The following is a 21,063-nucleotide window of genomic DNA, read 5'->3' on the forward strand; positions in this document are numbered from 1 at the left end:
ATAATTTTATGGTGTATCCATTAAATGCGATAGATAAGCTCGGGTTTTCCGAGATAAAAGATAAAATAAAACAAAAATGCCTGAGCGAATCAGGCCGCGAACTGGTCGAAAAAATTCAACCCCAAACTCGCTTTGATCAGATAGATCGTTTTTTAAGGCAGACAAACGAATTCAAAGATCTTCTTGTCAATGATGGGGCATTTCCGGTTGAAAATTTTTTTCCCTTAAAATCCATTATTGAAAAGGCGCGGGTGGAAGGTACCTTTCTGCTTGAAGAAGAATTTTTTAGGGTCTTATTATCTTTGAAAACTGTTTATGCCATTATCCGCTATTTTAACGAAAGGGAAGGTCTCTATCCGAATCTCGAGGTATTATTCGAGCATTTGCCGATAGAGAAAGGAATCATTCGTGATATTGAAATGGTCATCGATGAGCGTGGAAAACTCAAAAATAATGCTTCCCGCTTACTGCTTGAGATCAACCAGCAAATACAACGCGCGGAACAAGATGCCCTTAAACGCATAAACAGTATTTTCAAAAATGCGCAGGACAATGGCTGGACAGCGGATGGCAATTTGACTGTGCGCGATGGGCGGCTATGTATTCCTATTTTGGCTGAAAACAAAAGGAAACTTAAAGGGCTAATTCACGATGAATCCGCTACAGGGCAAACTGCTTATATTGAGCCGGAAGAAGTATTTCAACTCAACAATAAAATTAGGGATCTTGAGTTTGAACGCAGGAGGGAGGTTATCCGGATACTCGTGGAACTTACGGATAAAGTACGGCCACATCTTCCGTTATTACTGTCTTATCATGGCTTATTGACTAAAGTCGATTTTGTTAGGGCTAAAGCCCTTTTTGCCTTGGACATCGAGGCGGAGATGCCCGAACTATCTAAAGAAGCTGAAATCAATTTGGTTAACGCCCGCCATCCCTTACTGCTGCTCAATGAACATCATAAAGGCACTGTGGTTCCATTAAACATACAGATCGATCGGTTGCAACGTGTTATCGTCGTCTCTGGTCCCAATGCCGGTGGTAAATCAGTTTGTATGAAGACAGTAGGCTTGTTGCAGATCATGGTGCAATCGGGTTTATTGATCCCCGCCGAACCGACAACGAAAATAGGCGTTTTCAAGCAAATTTTTGCTGATATTGGTGACGATCAATCTATTGAAAGTGATCTCAGTACCTATAGCGCGCACTTGTCTAAAATGAAGTATTTTACAGAATTTGCCAGTGGACGCACATTGGTGCTTATTGATGAATTCGGTACCGGAACGGACCCTCTATTTGGTGGTCCAATTGCAGAAGCCGTATTGGAGTCATTGAATAAAAAGCAGATTAGGGGCGTGGTCACAACACACTATTCAAATTTAAAGGTGTTCGCGAGTAATACAACTGGACTGGAGAACGCTTCTATGTTATTCGACAACCGCGAGATGCGTCCGATGTATATCCTTCAGATCGGCAAACCGGGAAGTTCCTATGCTTTTGAAATCGCGCAGAAAATAGGCCTAGGCAGAGAAATCCTTGAATCTGCCAAAGGCAAAATTGGTGTGCAACAGAAAAAGGTAGATACCCTACTGATCGACCTTGAACGGGAGAAGAAAGAGGTGTTTGACACGAAAGTTGCCATTAATAAAAAGGAAAAGGAACTTGAATCTCTTAAATCGGAATATTTAGAGCTGCAAAGTTATCTAGAAGAGAATAAGCGGATTATCCTGAAAAAGGCGAAAGAGGAAGCGCAGGAAATTATCAAAAATTCCAATAAATTAATAGAGAATACGGTTGCGCAGATTAAGTCGGCGAAAGCTGATAAGGAGAAAACCCGCGAATTACGTAACAATTTGGATCGGGCTTTAAAAGCCGTTTTGCCAAAAGAACAGGCGGCTAAGCATGTCATAAAAGAAAAAGCGACAGAATCTTCGGAACTGAGTATAGGCGACTGGGTACAAATTGTTGATAATGGTGCTGAAGCACAGGTTGTTGAAATAGCAAAAAACAATTTGATTCTTGCCATGGGGGAATTGCGTACGGTACAAAAGCGAAAGAATGTCATTAAGCTTGAAGGTCGAGAGAATAAAAAATCCGCTAAAAGTTTATCAAAGTCATTATCAGCTGGAACCGTGGCAGATTTTAACCCGGAGATTGATCTCCGTGGCATGCGAACTGAAGATGCGCTGAATGAATTGGAAAAAGTGCTGGACAGGGCCGTTATGGTAGGCTATCCATCCTTAAAAATCATCCATGGTAAAGGGGATGGTATTTTGAGAAAATTCATTCGGGATTACTTACGTAAATACAGCCATGTGAGCCGGTTTGAGGATGAACACCAAGACCGTGGTGGTGATGGAATAACTTACGCTTATTTATAGTAAAAAAGAACTCCCGTTTTAACAGTGGGAGTTCTTTATATTATCGTCCAACAGCATTTAAGATGGAAAGCATTATTGATTTTTTGACTAGTAAGCCTTTACTAAATGCCCTAACTTCGATTTTGTGTGGCAGTTTAATCGGTTTTGAGCGTGAATACAGAAATAAATCGGCTGGATTCCGTACAGTGGTACTGATTTGCTTTGGCTCTGCCATGTTCACGATTGTATCCTGTTTATTTATTGGGAATAGTACGGACCGTGTAGCTGCCAATATCGTTACCGGTATTGGTTTTATTGGGGCTGGGGTTATATTTAAAGGTAAATTATCAGTCAGCGGTCTGACTACGGCAGCTGTTATCTGGGCTACAGCCGGAATTGGAATGTTCGCGGGATTGGGTGAATTAGTTTATGCAATCTCCTTCGCCATTTTTATGGTGCTTATCCTTGCACTTTTCCAGCGGATAGAAGTACTATTATCGCGATACTATCTTGTACGTTCGTTACATATCAAATTTAGTTCGAATGAATTTTACCTTCTGCATGAATTTGAACAAATGGCACTGGACTTTAAAATTAAAGCTTCACGTCGTGTAATCGAGAAAATCAGCGGGAAACTGGAAGTAATGTATGATATTTCCGGAAAAATGACAGATTTAGACCGCTTTAATCAACAGCTTGCAAGTTCAATTGTAATTGATGAGTTTTATTATAATAAATAATACTCATCAATTTCCTGGAATAATAAGAACTCTTAAGCTGTCTGTTCTTTACCACCAAAGGTGATCATTACCATACCCACAATAATGACAAACATGCCGACAACCTGCTGCCAACTAAGAGGGCTTTTGAAATACAAGGCCATAGCCAGCTGAACGGTTAAAAAAGTCCCACCTGAACACAATGCAATAACTATAGGCTGAGAGACATTTTTAAACAGTTGGATTAGAAACCAGCTTGCTGAAAGCAAAATAATATTTCCAATAATCAACGCGGCCCATTTATATTTTGGATGAATTCCACCCAGTTTAAATAGGATAGAGGAGACAATCTGGCAAGCCCAAAAAGCTGCGAAATAAAAATAGTTTAACATAATGATCGCTATTCGTATCTACTGTAAGCACTGTTAAATGATTGACGCATTAAAGCAAACTGATCTATCACACTTTTAAGAAAATCCTCATCAAGTAATTCAAAGACACCATTTACGCCGCCTATGATATCAACTTCTGCAATTTTATAAGATTGCTCCAAATTTCCCTGTTCAAATTTGATAATGAATTTTTGGTTCATTCCAAAAATGGAAATCTTGCAATCAGGATGGGGGAGTTCCGCTATTAATCTCATGTAAATGTCTTATTTTAAAAATTACCATAAAAGTATAAAAAAACGCCCAAATGAAATACATTTGAGCGTTCAGGATTATGATATGATTAGAAAAAGGCTGATTATACTACTCCCTGGGCTTTCATGGCGTTAGCCACTTTAATAAAACCACCAATATTGGCACCTTTTAAGTAATTAACAAAATCGTTTTCTTTGCCATATTTCAAACAAGTTTCATGAATGCTTCCCATAATTGTTTTCAGGCGGCTATCTACTTCCTCAGTACCCCATTGTGTACGGATCGAATTTTGCGACATTTCCAAACCACTTACGGCAACTCCGCCGGCATTGGCCGCTTTCCCCGGAGCGAAACTGATTTTAGCATCTAGAAAGACCTTAATGGCTTCGGCAGTAGAAGGCATATTAGCTCCCTCTGCAACGCAGATACAGCCATTTGCCACGAGTGTTTTTGCATCAGACTCATCCAATTCATTTTGTGTCGCACATGGTAATGCAATATCACATTTAAATTGCCAAGGCTTTTGTCCAGGTAAAAATTGCGCATTTGGATAACGGGCAGGGTATTGATCCAAATTGCGTCCTAAAGTTGCCCCGAAAGCCATTTTTTCAGTATCAAAACCATCTGGATCATACAATGTACCTAGGCTATTGGAAACGGTAATCACTTTTGCACCTAATTGCATTGCTTTTTCAACCGCGTAGAATGCAACATTTCCTGCACCTGACACTGTAGCTACTTTTCCTTGTAGCGATTGCCCCTTATGCTTAAATATACAGTCTACGAAATATAAGAGACCGTATCCAGTAGCTTCCGGACGGATATAAGAACCGCCCCACAATTCACCTTTACCGGTCAAAACCCCAGTAAAATTGTTCTGAAGACGCTTAAACTGTCCGAATAGAAAGCCAATCTCACGGCCGCCAACCCCAATATCTCCAGCAGGAACGTCTGTATCCGCGCCGATATGACGGTATAATTCAGTCATGAAGCTTTGGCAAAAACGCATAATTTCATTGTCTGATTTGCCCTTGGGATCAAAATCAGAACCACCTTTACCGCCGCCAATCGGTAAACCAGTTAAACTATTTTTGAAAACCTGCTCAAAAGCCAGGAATTTCAAGATACTTTGATTCACAGAAGGAGCGAAGCGAAGTCCGCCTTTATATGGACCAATAGAGCTGTTCATTTGGACACGGTATCCACGGTTTACCTGTACTTCATGATTGTCATCCAACCAGGTTACACGAAAAGAGATAATACGTTCAGGTTCAGTGAGGCGCTCAAGAATCTTTTGATCGAAGAATTCAGGATGATTGTTTGTGATATAAGGAAATAGATCCTCTGTAACTTCTTTTACAGCTTGTAAGAATTCTGGTTCATTTGGATTGCGTTTCTCAACGCTCGCAATGAACTCGTTAAAATTTTTTGACATGTTTTAATTAGTAAAATTTCCCTTTGGCTGGCACTAATTTATGTATTTTTTAATAGAAAATCAATTTTAATCCATTTTTTTCAAAAATTTGGTTGATATTCTGAAATTTCAAATTCTTAATAATATGCATGCTTTGTATTTTAAGCGTAGAATTTGTAGCGAAAATTAGATCATTCGAGTATTTTATTCGATAATATGGTTAAAAAAAAGAATCATTTTCGTTTTTATAACGAAATGGATAAAATGCTGTAATTTACGTAATGTTGATCGCAGTTGATTTTAATTTTCGTAAGAGCTCGTGAAATCATCCTCAGTTATTCTTATTAAGCTTGATCAATATGCATATGACACAGCTGAAGAGAATACAATTGCCTTATGATAGTTTTATAATAAAATCATGTCTAAAATAGCTCTTAAAGGATCCAGGTATTCCATGAATAAATAGTTGTTATAATTTATATTATGTTAAATAATAGTTTTATAAAATACCCCTACCACAGCAAATCTAATCGATCCAAAGTGAGTATCGATTAGATTGAAATTTTACTATGAAGTTGTACGTTTGATACTAACGTATATGGGATCTCAAGGTTTAAGGCTAGCGTTATTCTATATAGCAAAGGAATCTAAGCATTTTGCTCAGATTCCTTAATAAATATTTAGGTTGAATATTTACAGATTAAGATCTATGTTCAATCAACAGCTTGGATCATCAAAGCACCAACTGTTAGATTAGTCCTTGGATCGATGATGATTGCTTGTGAATTTGCAGAATTTTCATCTTGCAGATCAAACACAAGATTTTCAGCGGATTTAATTGCGATCCGGCCAATATCATTAAGCTTGATGGTTTCATCAAAAACTTTTTCCTGTGTATTGATATCAAATTTATAAAGCACATCAACAATCTTTATTTTCGTCAGTTTACTGTGGCTCTGAACCAAATAAATCTGTTCGGTATCAAGGGGTTTGTTGTCAAACCAGCATACGTTTGCCTGAATATTACGTTCAAATTTTGGTTGCTTTTCAACATTTGCAATTGTGTCGCCGCGACTGATATCCACATCATCCGTTAAATGAAGAATAACTGACTGTCCGTTTTCCGCACGCTCAAGTTGCAGGCCATTAAATTCTATTGCTTTTACAGTGCTATATGTTTCCGAAGGATAAATAATCACCTGATCGCCAACAGTTAGCCCCTCTCCCAACACTCTGCCGGCATATCCCCTATAATCATGCAGATCATCCGTTTGTGGTCTTACCACCCATTGCACTGGGAATCTCCAATTCGAGGCCTGATTTTCATGGATTTCAACGTTTTCTAAATAATCCAAGAGCGATTCTCCTGTATACCAGAGCATACGATCAGATTTATGAACGATATTATCCCCCTTCAATGCGGATACTGGGATAAAGTCAACATCCTGAAGTCCTAGATTGGCGGCCAGTTGTAGGTAATCATGTTTGATTTGTTCAAAAACAGCAGCACTATAGTCAACCATATCCATTTTATTAACACAAACAAGTATTTGTTTCATTGCTAATAATTTAGCAATAAAGGAATGTCTTTTAGTTTGCTCAATGACTCCCTTCCGTGCATCAACTAAGATGATAATCAGCTCAGAATTTGAAGCTCCAGTAACCATGTTCCGTGTATATTGGATATGACCAGGAGCATCCGCAATGATGTATTTCCGGTTATCCGTCTGGAAATATTTATAGGCAACATCGATCGTTATTCCTTGCTCGCGTTCTGCTTTTAGTCCATCCGTTAAGATCGCTAAATCTACGGTGCCATCATCATTTTTCCGATTCGCACGTTGTATCGCTTCCAATTGGTCGTCCAAAATAGAATTGGTATCGTATAGCAGTCGACCTATTAAGGTACTTTTACCATCGTCTACGGAACCAGCTGTTATAAATTTCAGTATATTCATTATTGTCAATATCAAGTATTAAATTGGGGTTGAAGAATTAGAAATAGCCCTGTTTTTTACGCTCTTCCATTGCCGCTTCAGATACTTTATCATCCATACGTGCTCCACGTTCACTAACTGTTGAAGCTTTGATCTCCGCGATGATATCATCGAGTGCTGTGGCGGTGGAATCTACTGCCGCGGTACAGGTCATATCGCCTACAGTTCTGAAACGAACAGATTTGGTTTCTACAATATCCTCATCATCGATATTCAAAAAAGGTGCAGCCGCCATTAATTGCCCGTTCCGGGTAATGACTTCCCGTTCGTGACTAAAATAAATGGATGGTAATGCTATTTGCTCGCGCTTGATGTAATTCCATACATCGAGCTCCGTCCAGTTTGAAATCGGAAATACGCGCACATTTTCGCCTTTGTTGATCTTGCCATTAAAGATGCTCCACAGCTCCGGTCTTTGTCTTTTCGGATCCCATTGTCCAAATTCATCACGCACCGAAAAAATACGTTCTTTTGCACGTGCTTTTTCTTCATCCCGACGAGCGCCACCGATGCATGCGTCAAAACCATATTTCGAAATTGTATCCAATAAGGTTACTGTCTGAAGCGCATTACGGCTAGCATTTTTGCCTTTCTGCTCAACCACTTTGCCTTGATCTATGCTATCTTGTACATAGCCGACAATCAGCTTTTCTCCGATCTCTTCAATAAGTGAATCCCGGAAAGCAATTGTTTCGGGAAAATTATGCCCTGTATCGATATGAACCAATGGAAAAGGAAATTTGCCTGGCCTAAATGCTTTTTTTGCCAAATGAACCAAAGTAATGGAATCTTTTCCGCCTGAGAATAATAACGCTGGCTTTTCAAATTGTCCGGCGACCTCCCTTAATATATATATTGCTTCCGCTTCTAAATGATCTAAATAGTCCATTTTTTTGAAATAATAAAATTTAATTTAATGAATTTGGATGTACAATTTTCAGGATTAAGATTTAACCGCATGTAAACCACATTCTTTTTTACTTTGATCTTCCCACCACCATCTTCCTGCCCGGAAATCCTCACCTTCCTGAATGGCCCTTGTACAGGGTTGGCAACCTATGCTTGGAAAGCCTTTGTCGTGTAAGACATTATAGGGGATATATTGTTCCTGACAATATTTTTTCACCTGTTCAAAAGTCCAGTCAAATAAAGGATGGATTTTAATGATATCGTTAACCTCATCATATTCTATAAAATCCATATCATGCCGATTGGCTGATTGTTCGGACCGTATACCCGTAATCCAAATTTTCTTTCCTTTAATCGCGCGTTGTAGTGGCTCAATCTTCCTGATCCGACAACATTCCTTACGGTTTTCAACAGATTCATAAAAAGAATTTGGTCCCTTTTTACTGATAAAATCTTCCAGTAATGTGGTATCCGGTGTATATGTTTTGATATTTAATTGATATCTTTCAAGTGTACGGCTCCATAAGGAGTATGTTTCTTTGAACAGTCGGCCGGTATCCAGCGTGAAAATATCGATTCCGATATTATTTTTGCCGATCCATTCGGTAATAATCTGATCTTCTATCCCAAAAGAAGTTGAAAAAACAACTTCTGAAGGATACAGTGACGCAATTACCTGTAGCATTTCTGCCCCTTTTTTATCCCCAATAATTTCTTTAATTTCCTTAACGTTCATGACGTAATATATTTTTGGTATGTTCGTTCAGCTTCTTGACCTTAAATTCAAAGTCTCCTCTCAGCTGTTCACGATATTCGCTCATCAGCGAAAGCGTTTCGTCGATTTCCTCCGGTAATAGATCGTTGAGCAGTTCCTTCACCCGTTTTGCAATTGTTGGAGACTTGCCGTTGGTGGAAATCGCTACTTTCAAATTACCTTTAGTAACAATAGATCCCAGATAAAAATCACATAGATCCGGTTTGTCCGCCGCGTTAAAAAGAATATTATGAAGGGATGTTAGCTTACGCAGCTCATCATTCAGCTCCATATTATTTGTCGCAGCAATAACAAGTTGTTTATTTTCAATGTCACTCGCCTCAAATGGTCGGATATAAAGTTGCACATGGGGATAAATCTCGAGCAATTGCTTAAACTCCGTAACTATTTCTTTCGCGACAACTGTCAGTTGCAATGTCTCGTCATTGGCGATCAGTGCCTGGAATTTTTCCAGCGCAACTTTTCCTCCTCCAATTAATAAAGTATGGACCTGGTCAAGCTTGACGAATATGGGAAATAGCTGATTCATCTTTATAATGCAAGCGCTTTTTCTTTAATCTGTTGAAACGACCTGTGTTTGGCGACCACTTCACCGATAATAATAATAGCTGGCACTCCGATTCTCTTTTCAGTAGACTCGTCGAGGATATTATCAATTGTACCTAACACAACCTTTTCATTAGGCAACGAGCCATTCTGAATCAGGGCAATTGGCAGATTATGAAGATTTTTATCTTTATAAATGTTCACAATCTCCGCTAATTTTCCATAACCCATCAAAACGACTACAGTCGCATTGGATTCTGCAGCTAGCTGTAAGTCGTTGGATAAACTACCATCAGATTTTGAACCTGTTATTACCCAAAAACTTTCACTGATTCCTCTATAAGTCAATGGGATTTGCTGTAATCCTGTCAGGCCAATCGCTGACGAAATACCCGGTACGACCGCTGTTTCAATACCGTATTGCGCCACATAATCAATCTCCTCCCCACCTCGTCCGAAAACAAAAGGATCACCGCCTTTCAGACGCACGACATGCCCATAATTTAATGCGTAATCAACCAGTAGACGATTGATCTCATCTTGTGATGTTGAAAGCTGTTCGGCACGTTTTCCAACATAAATCTTTATACAATCTGCTTTTGCATAATCCAATAGTTCATCATTGACCAGAGCGTCATATAAAATAACATCCGCTTTCTGGATCGCTTTGATGCCTTTTAGGCTTATCAATTCCGGATCTCCCGGCCCTGCGCCTACTAAAGTTACTTTTGCTTCTATCGACATTCCATTCCCTCCTATGCCAATACAGGCGTTAAATTTTTACGTTGGTAAACCTCATTGATAAACTTGGTGGCTTCTTGAAGATAGCCCGTTGCAAAGTCTTCAGTTGGTTCATTTTTACTGATTTGTAAAACAAGTTCTGGGAATGTTTGGCCAAAATTATATTCGCCAGATTCCACAAAATGTGTTTGGAACTCGTTGATGACTGTATTTTGCGTGCTCGCGCTGATACCTTTATCTAATAGTAAAGCTTTCGCTGCCTGAACAAAGGCATTGTATGCATGATAAATAGCGTCAGCGAATTTCGCTTCCTGAAAGGTCTCGTTTGCCCATTGCAATTTTTCTTCTGCTTCATAGATCAATGTTGCCACCAAATCGATCACCACTCCGGCACATTCGCCCACACCTATTGCTGTTTGGAAAGTCCCTTCATGGCCCCAATCCACAAATTCATCTTCAGCAAGCGTCGTCAGATCCGACAGCGGTTTTAATAAATTGTAAAAGTAATTTTTACCCTGTCTGTCGTAATAGGCATGGAAGTTCTCAGCGTCTTCAGCATTCTTCTTGTAATCGTTAAGCACTAAATCAACGACATGCAATACCCGTTTGGTTGGTACTTTGATAATCCGTTCCGCTACTCTACCCTCGCCGTCACCGATTGTACCACCGCCAAGCATAACCTGTGCAGCAGGTACAACCTTGCCATCCGCTTTAACCGAGCTGCCGTGGAAGCCGATATGTGCCAGTCCGTGTTGACCACAGGAATTCATACAGCCGGAGATCTTAATTTTCAAATCCCTGTTGAACACAAAATCCTGATGAAATTCAGCGATATAGGATTCAATGACCCGAGCCATTTCAGTACTATTGGAAATACCAAGGTTACAGGTGTCTGTCCCTGGGCATGTTGTTACATCAGCTGTGCTATCAAAACCGACTTGGGCTAGATCAAGTGATTTAAGCAATTGATAAATATGCGGTAATGATTTCTCCGTGGCATATTTTAAAAGCAGGCTTTGGTTTTGCGTTATCCGGATATCATCCGCAACAAGATTTTTTAATCCAGCGACCAATGCCCGCGCTTTATCAGTACCTATATCACCTGTAGAAACCCGTACATAGACACCATAATAACCTAACTGCTTTTGACCAAATGTATTTGTGTTCTTCCATATTTGATAGTTTAGATCTGTATCTAGATCCAAGGCCGCTACCTGGCTGTCATCTGGAGGTAAGGGCTGTTCAATTTTTGTCCGATCAATAGGGAAAGTCTTCACTTTTGTGGCAATTTTTTCCGCTTCGATTAAATTTAGCACCTCTTGTAGGCCCAGCTTTTGAATAAGATATTTAAAACGTGCTTTATTACGGTTGTTGCGTTCGCCATATCGGTCAAACACTCTTAGCGTCGCCTCTATATATGGGATAAGTTCATCTTCCGGAAGAAATTCATTTGTTAAAGACGCCAAAAATGGTTGCGACCCTAGGCCACCACCGAGCAACACTTTAAAACCGCGCACTTCTACCCCATCAATATATTTCAATTTTGGAATAAAGCCCAAGTCATGGATATATGAAAAAGCGGTATCCTCTGCGCTTGCCGAAAACGACATCTTGAATTTTCTACCCATCTCCGCACAGACTGGATTACGTAGAAAGTATTCAAATGTAGCCTGGGCGTAAGGTGATACATCGAAGGGTTCTTTCGGATCAATACCCGAGGTTGGTGAAGCCGTTACGTTGCGAACAGTATTGCCACAGGCTTCCCTTAAGGTAATATCGTCCTCGGCTAATTTTGACCAAAGTTCTGGTGTGCGATCCAGACTGACATAATGAATCTGAATATCCTGACGTGTAGTCAAGTGCAGGTTGCGGCTGGCATACTCATCTGATATTGCCGCGATTTTGATCAATTGCTTAAAAGTAACTTTTCCAAATGGAAGTTTGATACGAACCATCTGAACCCCTGGTTGTCTTTGTCCATATACACCTCTGGCGAGACGCAGTGATCTAAATTTCTCATCAGCGATCTTACCTTCGTGAAATAATCGAATCTTTTTTTCAAGTTCAATAATCTCCTTTTCCACGACTGGATTTTCTAGTTCTGTACGGAAGCTTTGCATAAAACAAATAAAATCTATTGATTTAGTATTCTTTTCTCGATGTCAAATGTAAAAATATTTTTTTAATATTCTATAATATCTACCAAATTAATATATATTTGCCGTATAAAATTTAATATACTAAACCTGTAGACTAATGGGTGTAACGATAAATAGATATTTGATACTTCTGATTTTTAGCTTTATAACTGTATTTAAAGTTACTTCCTGCGCTCCAAAAGTAAAGAATGGATATAGTAAAGAGCGTGGATTTGAGGGAAATATTTCGTTATCCGGAGCCTTTGCGCTCTACCCGCTAGCGGTAATCTGGAGTGAAGATTTTAAAAAGATTCATCCAAATGTGCGTTTTAATATATCTGCAGGAGGTGCAGGAAAAGGGATTGCCGATGTGCTAACAGGTATGGTAGACATTGGTCTTGTGTCAAGGGATCTGCATGCCCAAGAGATAAAAAAAGGCGCTGTTCCAATTGTCGTTGCCAAAGATGCCGTGATATGCACATTAAACCCCGGTAATCCGAATTATAAAGCGCTGTTGAGAAGGGGCTTAACACAAGAGGAACTTGCAGGTATTTTTGTCAGTCGAAAATTTAAGACTTGGAATCAAATTGATGCTCAATTTACCCCGGATCCAATTAATGTGTATGTGCGTTCGGATGCCGCGGGTGCAGCAGAAACCTGGGCTAAGTTTTTCGGTCATAGACAAGAAGACCTTCAAGGAGTTGGCATCTTCGGAGATCCGGGCATCGCCCAGGCAATTAAAGATGATGTATTTGGTATAGGTTTCAATAATATTAACTATGTCTATAATTTAAAGACAAACAAAGTATTTGATCGTATTGATGTGTTGCCATTGGATTTGAACAAAAATGGACAGATTGAAGCAGATGAGCAATTCTATGGGTCTTTATCAGACCTGACTGAAGCAGTTGCGACAGGCAGATACCCTGCTCCACCGGCCCGTGAGCTGACATTTGTTACACGGAATAAAACAGAGTCACTGCTCTTGAAGGAGTTTATCTCATTTGTGCTGCAAAAACAAGCGCAATCACAGCTGTTAAAAAATGGTTATGTGCCTTTAACTGAAACACTGATCAATAAAGAACTAAAAAAGTTATAACATGCTCAATATACGTCTAGTCAAGGATACTTTAGTAAAACGCTCCACATTCATATTGCTGCTGATATCGCTGTCAGTTGTGCTGATTATTGCGGTTGGTTTAACCGTAAAATCCATCCCATTGTTTGAATATAGCAATGTATTTCAGTTATTGACAGATAAGGTGTGGGCGCCGATGAAGGGTTCATTTGGATTTCTGCCTTTTATCGCGGGTACGCTCGCAGTCACATTGATATCGCTAGCTATTGCAATACCACTATGTATTTTGACAGCAGTCTATTTGACTGAATATGCTTCTGACGCATTGAAAAATATGATGCTGCCTCTTGTCAATGTTTTGGCAGCCATACCGCCGGTATTATATGGTGTTTGGGGCGTGTTATTTATAGTTCCCTTGATCCAGCTTTATATTGCTCCGGTTTTTGGTGTGGTGACATCAGGCTATTCGGTCTTAGCTGGGGGGATTGTATTGGCGGTCATGATTTTTCCTATCATGATTTCGATTATGGTTGAAGTGCTCCAAACAATTCCATATGAATTGAAAGCAGCTTCTTTGTCCTTGGGAGCAACGAAATGGGATACCATAAAACATGTTATTCTCAAAAAAGCCAAGCCCGGTATCATTGCCGCTATCGTCTTGTCTACCTCTCGGGCTTTCGGAGAGACGATAGCCGTATTAATGGTTTGTGGAAACGTGCCCAAGGTGCCTACATCTATATTTGACGCAGGGTATCCCATTCCGGCCTTAATCGCTAACAATTTTGGTGAGATGATGTCCATTCCACTTTATGAGTCTGCATTGATGTTTTCAGCACTATTGCTATTTGTCATCATATTTGTTTTCAATTTAATATCACGTCTGATATTGAGGCGTCTTGAAGGAGGTTTAGATGGATAATACCAAGAGAAGGTTATTGAGCGAAAAGATCGCAAAAGGCTTTATGCATTTATCGGGAATTACAGTAACTGCTTCGCTATTTTTCATTGTAGGCACGATACTTTATAAAGGTCTTCCCTATCTCAATTGGGAGATGGTTAGCCAGTTGCCCAAAGGTGGATTTTACATCGGCAAAGAAGGTGGAATTCTAAATGCCATATTAGGATCATTATACCTAGCGGGTGTAGCGACCGCTCTATCCGCTTTGATTGGCATTCCGATTTCGCTTTATCTCAATATTTATTTGGGGACAAAATCCCGAATAACGCAGTTCTCAAAACTTTTGTTTGATGTGCTTTATGGTGTTCCATCTATTGTTTATGGGGCTGTGGGTTTTGGGATTATGGTTTATTTTGGCATTAGGGCTTCCCTATTGGGTGGCATCATCACGGTGACTTTACTAACGATCCCTATTGTCGTGCGCACAGTAGACGAGCTGATCAAAACGATTCCTGAAGACCTGAAAAATGTAACCCTTTCCTTGGGTACAACACGTTGGGAACTTGCAAAGGTCATGCTGCGGAGTATTCGTGCCGGACTATTGACAGCCATTCTATTGGCTTTCGGGAGAGCTATTGGTGATGTTGCTGGTGTATTATTGACAACTGGATTCAGCGACAATTTGCCCAAATATATTGACGAGCCCGCAGCAACACTTCCTTTGGCTATATTTTTTCAGTTAAGTAGCCCAATTCCTGAGGTGCAGGGACGGGCTTATGCCTCGGCTCTGGTTTTAACAATCATTATTTTAATTATCGTAGTATGCACGCATATCCTTCAATCGAAACAAAAGAATCGTCGTTAAACAGTCCTTTGACTGATCCTCACATTCAGATCAAGGATCTCAATGTATATATAGATGGAAGACATATCTTAAAGAATATTAATCTTGCCCTGCCCAATAATAGTGTAACCTCCATTATTGGACCTTCAGGTTGCGGTAAAACTACACTTTTGAAAACACTTAATCGGCTGGTTGACGATACAAAAGGTGTTGAAATCACCGGGTCTGTACTTGTTAATGGTGAGGATATTTATGGTAAGGATGCCGAGGTAACACATATTCGTAAGAAAATGGGGCTATTGTCCCAAAAACCTTACCCGTTACCAATGTCTATCTACGATAATGTTGCTTATGGCCCGCGTATACATGGCACCAAAAGTAAAAAAGAACTGGATAAGATTGTGGAGACACAACTGCGAAATGTGGCGCTATGGGATGAGGTAAAGGACCGTTTGGGACAGTCTGCAAGTGGTCTTTCGATTGGACAGCAACAACGGCTCTGTTTGGCAAGGGGGCTTGCTGTAGAACCAGAGATTATACTCGGTGATGAATCAACTTCTGCATTGGATCCATTATCTACAGCGAAAATTGAAGAATTATTGATCGAATTAAAACAGGATTATACCATTGTTCTGGTGACGCATATCTTGCGGCAGGCCCGAAGAGTATCCGACTATATCCTTTTTGTTTACGGTGGTGAAATCCTTGAATTTGGCCCTACCGAACAAGTATTGTTAAATCCACAGCATGAGATCACGAAACAATATGTAAAAGGTTTTATCTCGTGATAGAATGCTCCATTATTAGAAAAAGAGTTAAAGGTTGTATGCTACATACAATCTTTAACTCTTTTTCTTTTACAAGCTCTTGCAAATTCGTTATCTTAGATGAAAGATATCGTCGACGCCCAATATCTTTTTAGATGTAAACCCTTCGGCATACTTTGCTTGGATATAACGACCAAATTCCCGCGCTCTAGCAGCTGTAGATTCCATAAAATCCGGATTGGAGATATACGTTTGCGGTTCGTCAGGATTGATATTCTCACCTGTGTAAAATTGTGTTTTATAGGCCAGGATTGACTTTTCCTTTATAGCATAGTAATCTGTAATATCAATGACCACGTCGGGTTTAATATAATAATCTTGCACAAACTGCAATACGAGCCGCGGGCGAAAAGCTTCCTGAGTCTGATTATTATCGTCTCTGGTTTCTACTTTTCTTAAGCCAGAAAGAAAGCAGGCTTCATTGACAAGTTGCCCTGCCCTACCATGATCGGGATGACGGTCTGTAATCGCATTCGTGATAACGATTTCAGGCTGGTATTTTCTTATTGCACTTATAATGGCCATTTTTTCGGCCATGGCATTTTCAAAAAAGCCATCTCTCAGACCAAGGTTCTCGCGAGCCGCCAATCCGAGTATAGCTGCTGCATCTTTTGCCTCTTGGGCTCTGGTTTCCGCTGTGCCACGTGTGCCCAGCTCACCCTGTGTCAAGTCTACAATTCCTACTTTTTTTCCTTCGGCAACATATTTTGCCATTACTCCGCCTGCCCCTAATTCTGCGTCATCTGGATGTACGGCAATGACAAGTAAATCTAGTTTTAGCATATTTATCTCTTCTATTCTGTTTAAGTTCTCAAAGCTCAACAAAATCGGGTAAAATACCGTTTTCGTATATACAGTTCATCTTGTCGTATTTATTGTCGTCTTGAAGACAATAAATACATATAGACTGTACGCTTTGGAAGCCGAGGCCAAAGGTAAGAAGTTTGTGGCTTACTCTGCCAAAAGTCGTTCGATATTACGACAAATTTTACTTGACAATGGCGAAGTCGTGGGGTAATAGAAATCCACAACTTCCCCTTGCCTGTTGATTAGATATTTGTGGAAGTTCCAGGAAGGTTTGCTATTTATATGGCCATTCTCCGCTTTATTTGATAGAAAACTGTATAAGGGGGTCGTATAAGTGCCAATGACATGGCTACGTTTAAATACGGGGAAACTGACCTGTTGGTTTATTCTGCAGAAAGTTTCCAATGTAGTGCCTGTCAAAGGTTCCTGATTTCGAAAATTGTTGGACGGAAATGCCAGTACCTCAAATCCCCTTTCCTTATACTTTTGGTAGAGCTTTTCGAGCGATTTAAACTGTCTTGTGAACAGGCACTGACTTGCTGTATTGACGACCAACAAAACCTTTCCTTCAAAATCCGCAAGAGACTTCATGGTTCCATTGAATTGCAAAGCATCAAAGTCATAGATCGTTTTCATATCGTTTTAATTTAGGTGCTACATGACGATCTCCATCCCCGGTCCCAGAATAATATCACCGTAAATGATGTAAATTGATTTAAACGGAACCCTTACATCACTGGTTTGGGTCTCGACCTTTCAAATTCACGGATAATATTTTCGATTTCAAAGTCCTCTTTTGGATCGTATGTTGATTTTAGATTATGCCCGAAAATTTTGGCAACCCCTTGGTAAAAAAATGCGGAGATTCCTCCTTTCATTTCCTTCACCATTTCATAGCTGGTATGTCCGGTATAGCGGTCTATCAGCTTTATAAGGATTTTACCCTGGGAAATCGTCATGTTTTTAATTTCCCTATTAAACATTTGTTTCACATCATTCTCACAGTTCTCCACCAAAACCTCATGTTGCTTTTTGTTGGATGTCATGGCCAGATCGCGATCCAGTTGGTCGTACCTTTTCTGTGCGTAGATTGCATAGGGAAGCACCTTTAGTACATTTCTTCTAAAGCGCAAATATTCCCGTCGGGCTTCCTCGCTTGACCATACCCTCTTCCTGGTAATAATCACTTCGGGAATGGGAAACCAAGGTAATATCTCACCTGAAGGCAAAGTTGTGGTCATATAATCAGTGACTGTCTCCTGGGCTCCTTCACCGTACAAAGGAAGAACAAGAGACTGTGTCTGAGCCATACCTGGCAAAGTCCCAAGGAGAAAAAGCAACAAACCACATACTATTGTCTTCATCTGAATGACTGGATAACTCTTTTAATTTGTCAATGCTATTATATTTTGGTAAATTTATTACAAAATAAGTTAGCTTGATAATCGTATTCGAAATACATTAACTAAATTAAACAAAAATACTCAAAAAAACATCATTTACCTGCAACGTTTATGAAAGATTATGTGATTGATATAGAGGCAGAAAACAAAGAGATAAGAAAACGCTACCGTGCATTATTGCGTGCCTGTAAGCCTACTTTGCAGCGTGGCGATAAGCAAGAGATTCGTAAAGCTTTTGATTTGGCATTGGATAGTCATAAGGAAATGCGGCGCAAATCAGGGGAACCTTATATTTATCATCCTATTGCGGTAGCCCAAATAGCTGCGGAGGAAATCGGACTGGGAACGACTTCCATTGTATGCGCTTTGCTTCATGATGTTGTTGAGGATACCAATGTAACTTTGGACGAAATCGAGGAAATGTTTGGGAAGAAAGTTCGTCGCATTATCGATGGATTAACAAAAATTTCCGGAATATTTGATCCCAATAGTTCAATGCAGGCTGAGAATTTCCGTAAAATGCTGCTCACCCTTGCGGATGACGTGCGTGTTATTCTTATCAAATTGGCTGACAGGCTGCATAATATGCGGACTATGGAGTTTATGGCAAGAGACAAGCAGCTAAAGATTGCTTCGGAGACCAGCTATCTGTATGCCCCTTTGGCACATCGTCTGGGGCTGTATGCCATTAAATCCGAATTGGAAGATCTATCCATGAAGTTTACTGATCCGGATACATACAAATTTATTGCCCGTAAACTGAATGAGAAAAAAGCTGAACGCGAGAAATTCATAGGTGATTTCATAGGCCCTATTAAGGAGATTCTGGAAGAGCAAGGGATTAAAGCGGCCGTATTTGGAAGACCGAAGTCTATTCACTCGATCTGGAACAAGATGCGCAAGAAATCAATACCTTTTGAGGAAGTATATGATTTGTTTGCCATTCGTATCGTTATCGATGCGGTAGATGAGAAGGAAAAAACCGAATGTTGGAAGGTATATTCCATCGTTACAGATTTGTATCGTCCCAATCCAGACCGTTTGCGCGATTGGATTTCTTCACCCAAAGGAAATGGTTATGAATCCTTACACACAACAGTGATGGGGCCTAAAGGCCAATGGGTGGAGGTGCAGATTCGAACCAAACGGATGAATGAAATTGCGGAGAAAGGGTTTGCGGCACACTGGAAATACAAAGAGTCCAATTCCGATTCAGGTCTGGATCAATGGATCAAAAAGGTACGTGATGTACTCAGTAGTCCTGACCAGAATGCCATGGATTTCGTGGATGACTTCAAGATGAACCTGTTCTCAGACGAGATCTTTATTTTCACACCAAAAGGCACGTTAATCCAATTGCCCAACAATGCGACGGCCTTGGACTTTGCATTTGAGATTCACTCCGATATCGGCGCAAGTTGTATCGGTGCCAAAGTGAACCATAAGTTGGTCCCATTAAGCCATGTCTTACAGAATGGAGATCAAGTGGAGATCATCACCTCCAGCAAGCAGTCACCAAAAGAAGATTGGCTCAATTTTGTCGTCACCGCAAAAGCAAAATCGAAGATTAGATCTTCTCTTAAAGAGGAAAAACGAAGAGTGGCAGAGGATGGCAAGGAAATTCTAGAGCGTAAATTGAAATCTTTGAAAGTAACCTATAATACGGATAATATCAACAAGATTGCTAATTATCTGAAGTATCCAAGTTCTCAGGATCTTTTTTATAATGTAGCAAAAGGAGTCGTTGATATCAAGCAGTTGCGGGAATATGTAGCTCATGAGAAAGCGGTTGAAATCAACGTGGGTTCTTCTTCTGGTAATCAGTTTAACAGCCATATTGGTGGTCTAGTCGAGAAAATAAATAAGAAAGAATTCGATACCATTCTTATTGGGGATGATATGCAAAAAGTTGACTATACCTTAGCCCCTTGCTGCAATCCGATTCCTGGGGATGATGTTTTTGGTTTTCTGACTGTTAATGATGGGATCAAGATTCACCGTACCAGTTGCCCAAATGCATCCAAATTGATGGCCAACTACGGTTATCGTATCCTAAAGGCACGATGGGCTTCCACAAAAGACTCTGCATTCCTGACCGGTTTGCATATTGTGGGGATCGATGATGTAGGTTTGGTAAACAAACTCACCACCGTTATTTCCCAGGAATTTGCAGTCAATATCCGCTCGCTGTCTATATCCAGTAATGATGGTATTTTTGACGGAAATATCATGGTGTATGTCAATGACACCCAGCAATTGGAAAGCTTGATGAAAAATCTCAAACAAGTAAGAGGTATAACAGGAGTAAATCGTTATGAATCTGAAAATTAATCAAATGAATATCACAATTTAGAATTACTATCAAATGTCAATCTAAATTGGTAAATTTGTACAAGAATATTTTTACTATGAATCAAGCTGAAAATTTTGCAACTGTAAAAAAAATCTTTGAAGCATACTTAGAAAATAAAAATCTAAGAAAAACTCCGGAGCGTTATGCGATCTTGGAGGAGATTTATTCACGTACTGATCACTTTGATGTGGAGTCTTTATATATCCATATGAAGAACAAAAAATACAGGGTCAGTCGTGCTACAGTTTATAATACCCTCGAACTCCTGGTGTCTTGTGATTTAGTCACCAAACATCAATTTGGCCGTAATATGGCTCAATTCGAAAAATCTTATGGCTTTAAACAGCACGATCACGTGATTTGTATTGAATGTAATAAGGTTGTTGAATTTTGTGATCCACGTATCAATCAGATCCAGAGCCTTATGGGGGACTTATTGAAGTTTGACATCAAACACCATTCTTTAAATTTATACGGTGTATGTCAGGAATGTCAGGAAAAAAATAAAAAAGAAGAAAGTGTAGCTCAGGAAGCTATTTCAAATTAATCTTATATTTTTGTTAAATATAATAGTACATTTGTTCAGGAATGTTCAGGAGAAAAATTCCTG

The 21,063-nt window shown here is 39.8% G+C and carries 20 protein-coding genes; 8 read left to right on the forward strand and 12 right to left on the reverse strand.

Annotated elements, in window-relative coordinates; all coding sequences use genetic code 11:
• Nucleotides 1–8 precede the first annotated feature (8 nt).
• The gene (locus tag ABDW32_RS03710; RefSeq protein ID WP_343559486.1) at nucleotides 9–2,381 is read left to right on the forward strand and encodes an endonuclease MutS2; all 2,373 of its coding nucleotides are present in this window, start codon (nucleotides 9–11) and stop codon (nucleotides 2,379–2,381) included.
• A 62-nt stretch (nucleotides 2,382–2,443) separates the two neighbouring features.
• The gene (locus ABDW32_RS03715; protein WP_343559489.1) at nucleotides 2,444–3,100 is read left to right on the forward strand and encodes an MgtC/SapB family protein; all 657 of its coding nucleotides are present in this window, start codon (nucleotides 2,444–2,446) and stop codon (nucleotides 3,098–3,100) included.
• 32 nt (nucleotides 3,101–3,132) lie between these two features.
• On the opposite strand, the gene ABDW32_RS03720 is transcribed toward ABDW32_RS03715, so the two are convergent.
• From ABDW32_RS03720 to ABDW32_RS03760, 9 genes are all read right to left on the reverse strand, one after another.
• Nucleotides 3,133–3,471: a hypothetical protein gene (locus ABDW32_RS03720; protein WP_343559491.1), complete on the reverse strand. Its 339-nt coding sequence runs from the start codon at nucleotides 3,469–3,471 to the stop codon at nucleotides 3,133–3,135.
• Nucleotides 3,472–3,479: 8 nt separating this feature from the next.
• Nucleotides 3,480–3,725 (reverse strand): hypothetical protein, encoded by a 246-nt coding sequence (locus ABDW32_RS03725; protein WP_343559493.1) that lies wholly within the window; start codon nucleotides 3,723–3,725, stop codon nucleotides 3,480–3,482.
• Nucleotides 3,726–3,826: 101 nt separating this feature from the next.
• Complete coding sequence (gdhA, locus tag ABDW32_RS03730; RefSeq protein ID WP_343559495.1) at nucleotides 3,827–5,158, reverse strand: NADP-specific glutamate dehydrogenase; 1,332 nt, start codon at nucleotides 5,156–5,158, stop codon at nucleotides 3,827–3,829.
• 692 nt (nucleotides 5,159–5,850) lie between these two features.
• Nucleotides 5,851–7,095 carry a GTP-binding protein gene (locus ABDW32_RS03735; RefSeq protein WP_343559497.1) on the reverse strand — a complete coding sequence of 415 codons (1,245 nt, stop codon included), beginning with the start codon at nucleotides 7,093–7,095 and terminating at the stop codon, nucleotides 5,851–5,853.
• Between the two features lie 37 nt (nucleotides 7,096–7,132).
• Nucleotides 7,133–8,023 carry a sulfate adenylyltransferase subunit CysD gene (cysD, locus tag ABDW32_RS03740; protein ID WP_343559499.1) on the reverse strand — a complete coding sequence of 297 codons (891 nt, stop codon included), beginning with the start codon at nucleotides 8,021–8,023 and terminating at the stop codon, nucleotides 7,133–7,135.
• A 54-nt stretch (nucleotides 8,024–8,077) separates the two neighbouring features.
• Nucleotides 8,078–8,779: a phosphoadenylyl-sulfate reductase gene (locus tag ABDW32_RS03745; protein WP_343559501.1), complete on the reverse strand. Its 702-nt coding sequence runs from the start codon at nucleotides 8,777–8,779 to the stop codon at nucleotides 8,078–8,080.
• Nucleotides 8,769–9,347 carry a bifunctional precorrin-2 dehydrogenase/sirohydrochlorin ferrochelatase gene (locus ABDW32_RS03750; RefSeq protein ID WP_343559504.1) on the reverse strand — a complete coding sequence of 193 codons (579 nt, stop codon included), beginning with the start codon at nucleotides 9,345–9,347 and terminating at the stop codon, nucleotides 8,769–8,771. Before ABDW32_RS03750 ends, ABDW32_RS03745 begins: the two co-directional genes overlap by 11 nt.
• A gap of 2 nt (nucleotides 9,348–9,349) precedes the next feature.
• Nucleotides 9,350–10,108, reverse strand: coding sequence for a uroporphyrinogen-III C-methyltransferase (gene cobA, locus ABDW32_RS03755; RefSeq protein WP_343559506.1), 759 nt, complete (start codon nucleotides 10,106–10,108; stop codon nucleotides 9,350–9,352).
• 11 nt (nucleotides 10,109–10,119) lie between these two features.
• Nucleotides 10,120–12,225, reverse strand: a complete 2,106-nt coding sequence (locus ABDW32_RS03760; protein ID WP_343559509.1) for a HEPN domain-containing protein — start codon at nucleotides 12,223–12,225, stop codon at nucleotides 10,120–10,122.
• 136 nt (nucleotides 12,226–12,361) lie between these two features.
• On the opposite strand from ABDW32_RS03760, the gene ABDW32_RS03765 reads away from it, so the two are divergent.
• Genes ABDW32_RS03765 through ABDW32_RS03780 form a run of 4 tightly spaced genes read left to right on the forward strand, consistent with a single transcriptional unit; the run spans nucleotide 12,362 to nucleotide 15,851 of the window.
• The gene (locus tag ABDW32_RS03765; RefSeq protein WP_343559512.1) at nucleotides 12,362–13,342 is read left to right on the forward strand and encodes a substrate-binding domain-containing protein; all 981 of its coding nucleotides are present in this window, start codon (nucleotides 12,362–12,364) and stop codon (nucleotides 13,340–13,342) included.
• Between the two features lies 1 nt (nucleotide 13,343).
• Entirely contained in the window at nucleotides 13,344–14,240 is an 897-nt protein-coding gene (gene pstC / locus ABDW32_RS03770; protein ID WP_077433315.1) for a phosphate ABC transporter permease subunit PstC, read from the forward strand.
• Nucleotides 14,233–15,084: an ABC transporter permease subunit gene (locus ABDW32_RS03775; protein WP_077433317.1), complete on the forward strand. Its 852-nt coding sequence runs from the start codon at nucleotides 14,233–14,235 to the stop codon at nucleotides 15,082–15,084. Before pstC ends, ABDW32_RS03775 begins: the two co-directional genes overlap by 8 nt.
• Nucleotides 15,042–15,851 (forward strand): phosphate ABC transporter ATP-binding protein, encoded by an 810-nt coding sequence (locus ABDW32_RS03780; protein WP_343559515.1) that lies wholly within the window; start codon nucleotides 15,042–15,044, stop codon nucleotides 15,849–15,851. The genes ABDW32_RS03775 and ABDW32_RS03780 overlap by 43 nt, the downstream gene beginning before the upstream one ends.
• Before the next feature lie 90 nt (nucleotides 15,852–15,941).
• Here the strand turns inward: ABDW32_RS03780 and bshB1 are convergent, their stop codons facing one another.
• The 3 genes from bshB1 to ABDW32_RS03795 form a co-directional block, all read right to left on the reverse strand.
• Nucleotides 15,942–16,673, reverse strand: coding sequence for a bacillithiol biosynthesis deacetylase BshB1 (gene bshB1 / locus ABDW32_RS03785; protein ID WP_343559518.1), 732 nt, complete (start codon nucleotides 16,671–16,673; stop codon nucleotides 15,942–15,944).
• A 168-nt stretch (nucleotides 16,674–16,841) separates the two neighbouring features.
• Complete coding sequence (locus ABDW32_RS03790; protein ID WP_343559520.1) at nucleotides 16,842–17,333, reverse strand: glutathione peroxidase; 492 nt, start codon at nucleotides 17,331–17,333, stop codon at nucleotides 16,842–16,844.
• A 92-nt stretch (nucleotides 17,334–17,425) separates the two neighbouring features.
• A complete protein-coding gene (locus tag ABDW32_RS03795) occupies nucleotides 17,426–18,061 on the reverse strand; it encodes a DUF4294 domain-containing protein (protein ID WP_343559522.1) in 636 nt (211 codons plus the stop codon).
• A 150-nt stretch (nucleotides 18,062–18,211) separates the two neighbouring features.
• Here ABDW32_RS03795 and ABDW32_RS03800 point away from each other — a divergent pair, with 150 nt between their 5' ends.
• A complete protein-coding gene (locus ABDW32_RS03800; protein WP_343559525.1) occupies nucleotides 18,212–20,431 on the forward strand; it encodes a bifunctional (p)ppGpp synthetase/guanosine-3',5'-bis(diphosphate) 3'-pyrophosphohydrolase in 2,220 nt (739 codons plus the stop codon).
• A gap of 77 nt (nucleotides 20,432–20,508) precedes the next feature.
• A complete protein-coding gene (locus tag ABDW32_RS03805) occupies nucleotides 20,509–21,000 on the forward strand; it encodes a transcriptional repressor (RefSeq protein ID WP_077433329.1) in 492 nt (163 codons plus the stop codon).
• The last annotated feature ends 63 nt before the right edge of the window (nucleotides 21,001–21,063 follow it).

The organism is Sphingobacterium sp., assembly GCF_039596235.1.
GTDB lineage: Bacteria > Bacteroidota > Bacteroidia > Sphingobacteriales > Sphingobacteriaceae > Sphingobacterium.

Bases quoted from the DNA above. Each gene is read 5' to 3' on its own strand.
- ABDW32_RS03710 (WP_343559486.1), top strand. From the start codon at position 9: ATGGTGTATCCATTAAATGCGATAGATAAGCTCGGGTTTTCCGAGATA.
- ABDW32_RS03715 (WP_343559489.1), top strand. From the start codon at position 2,444: ATGGAAAGCATTATTGATTTTTTGACTAGTAAGCCTTTACTAAATGCC.
- ABDW32_RS03720 (WP_343559491.1), bottom strand. From the start codon at position 3,471: ATGTTAAACTATTTTTATTTCGCAGCTTTTTGGGCTTGCCAGATTGTC.
- ABDW32_RS03725 (WP_343559493.1), bottom strand. From the start codon at position 3,725: ATGAGATTAATAGCGGAACTCCCCCATCCTGATTGCAAGATTTCCATT.
- gdhA (WP_343559495.1), bottom strand. From the start codon at position 5,158: ATGTCAAAAAATTTTAACGAGTTCATTGCGAGCGTTGAGAAACGCAAT.
- ABDW32_RS03735 (WP_343559497.1), bottom strand. From the start codon at position 7,095: ATGAATATACTGAAATTTATAACAGCTGGTTCCGTAGACGATGGTAAA.
- cysD (WP_343559499.1), bottom strand. From the start codon at position 8,023: ATGGACTATTTAGATCATTTAGAAGCGGAAGCAATATATATATTAAGG.
- ABDW32_RS03745 (WP_343559501.1), bottom strand. From the start codon at position 8,779: ATGAACGTTAAGGAAATTAAAGAAATTATTGGGGATAAAAAAGGGGCA.
- ABDW32_RS03750 (WP_343559504.1), bottom strand. From the start codon at position 9,347: ATGAATCAGCTATTTCCCATATTCGTCAAGCTTGACCAGGTCCATACT.
- cobA (WP_343559506.1), bottom strand. From the start codon at position 10,108: ATGTCGATAGAAGCAAAAGTAACTTTAGTAGGCGCAGGGCCGGGAGAT.
- ABDW32_RS03760 (WP_343559509.1), bottom strand. From the start codon at position 12,225: ATGCAAAGCTTCCGTACAGAACTAGAAAATCCAGTCGTGGAAAAGGAG.
- ABDW32_RS03765 (WP_343559512.1), top strand. From the start codon at position 12,362: ATGGGTGTAACGATAAATAGATATTTGATACTTCTGATTTTTAGCTTT.
- pstC (WP_077433315.1), top strand. From the start codon at position 13,344: ATGCTCAATATACGTCTAGTCAAGGATACTTTAGTAAAACGCTCCACA.
- ABDW32_RS03775 (WP_077433317.1), top strand. From the start codon at position 14,233: ATGGATAATACCAAGAGAAGGTTATTGAGCGAAAAGATCGCAAAAGGC.
- ABDW32_RS03780 (WP_343559515.1), top strand. From the start codon at position 15,042: ATGCACGCATATCCTTCAATCGAAACAAAAGAATCGTCGTTAAACAGT.
- bshB1 (WP_343559518.1), bottom strand. From the start codon at position 16,673: ATGCTAAAACTAGATTTACTTGTCATTGCCGTACATCCAGATGACGCA.
- ABDW32_RS03790 (WP_343559520.1), bottom strand. From the start codon at position 17,333: ATGAAAACGATCTATGACTTTGATGCTTTGCAATTCAATGGAACCATG.
- ABDW32_RS03795 (WP_343559522.1), bottom strand. From the start codon at position 18,061: ATGAAGACAATAGTATGTGGTTTGTTGCTTTTTCTCCTTGGGACTTTG.
- ABDW32_RS03800 (WP_343559525.1), top strand. From the start codon at position 18,212: ATGAAAGATTATGTGATTGATATAGAGGCAGAAAACAAAGAGATAAGA.
- ABDW32_RS03805 (WP_077433329.1), top strand. From the start codon at position 20,509: ATGAATCAAGCTGAAAATTTTGCAACTGTAAAAAAAATCTTTGAAGCA.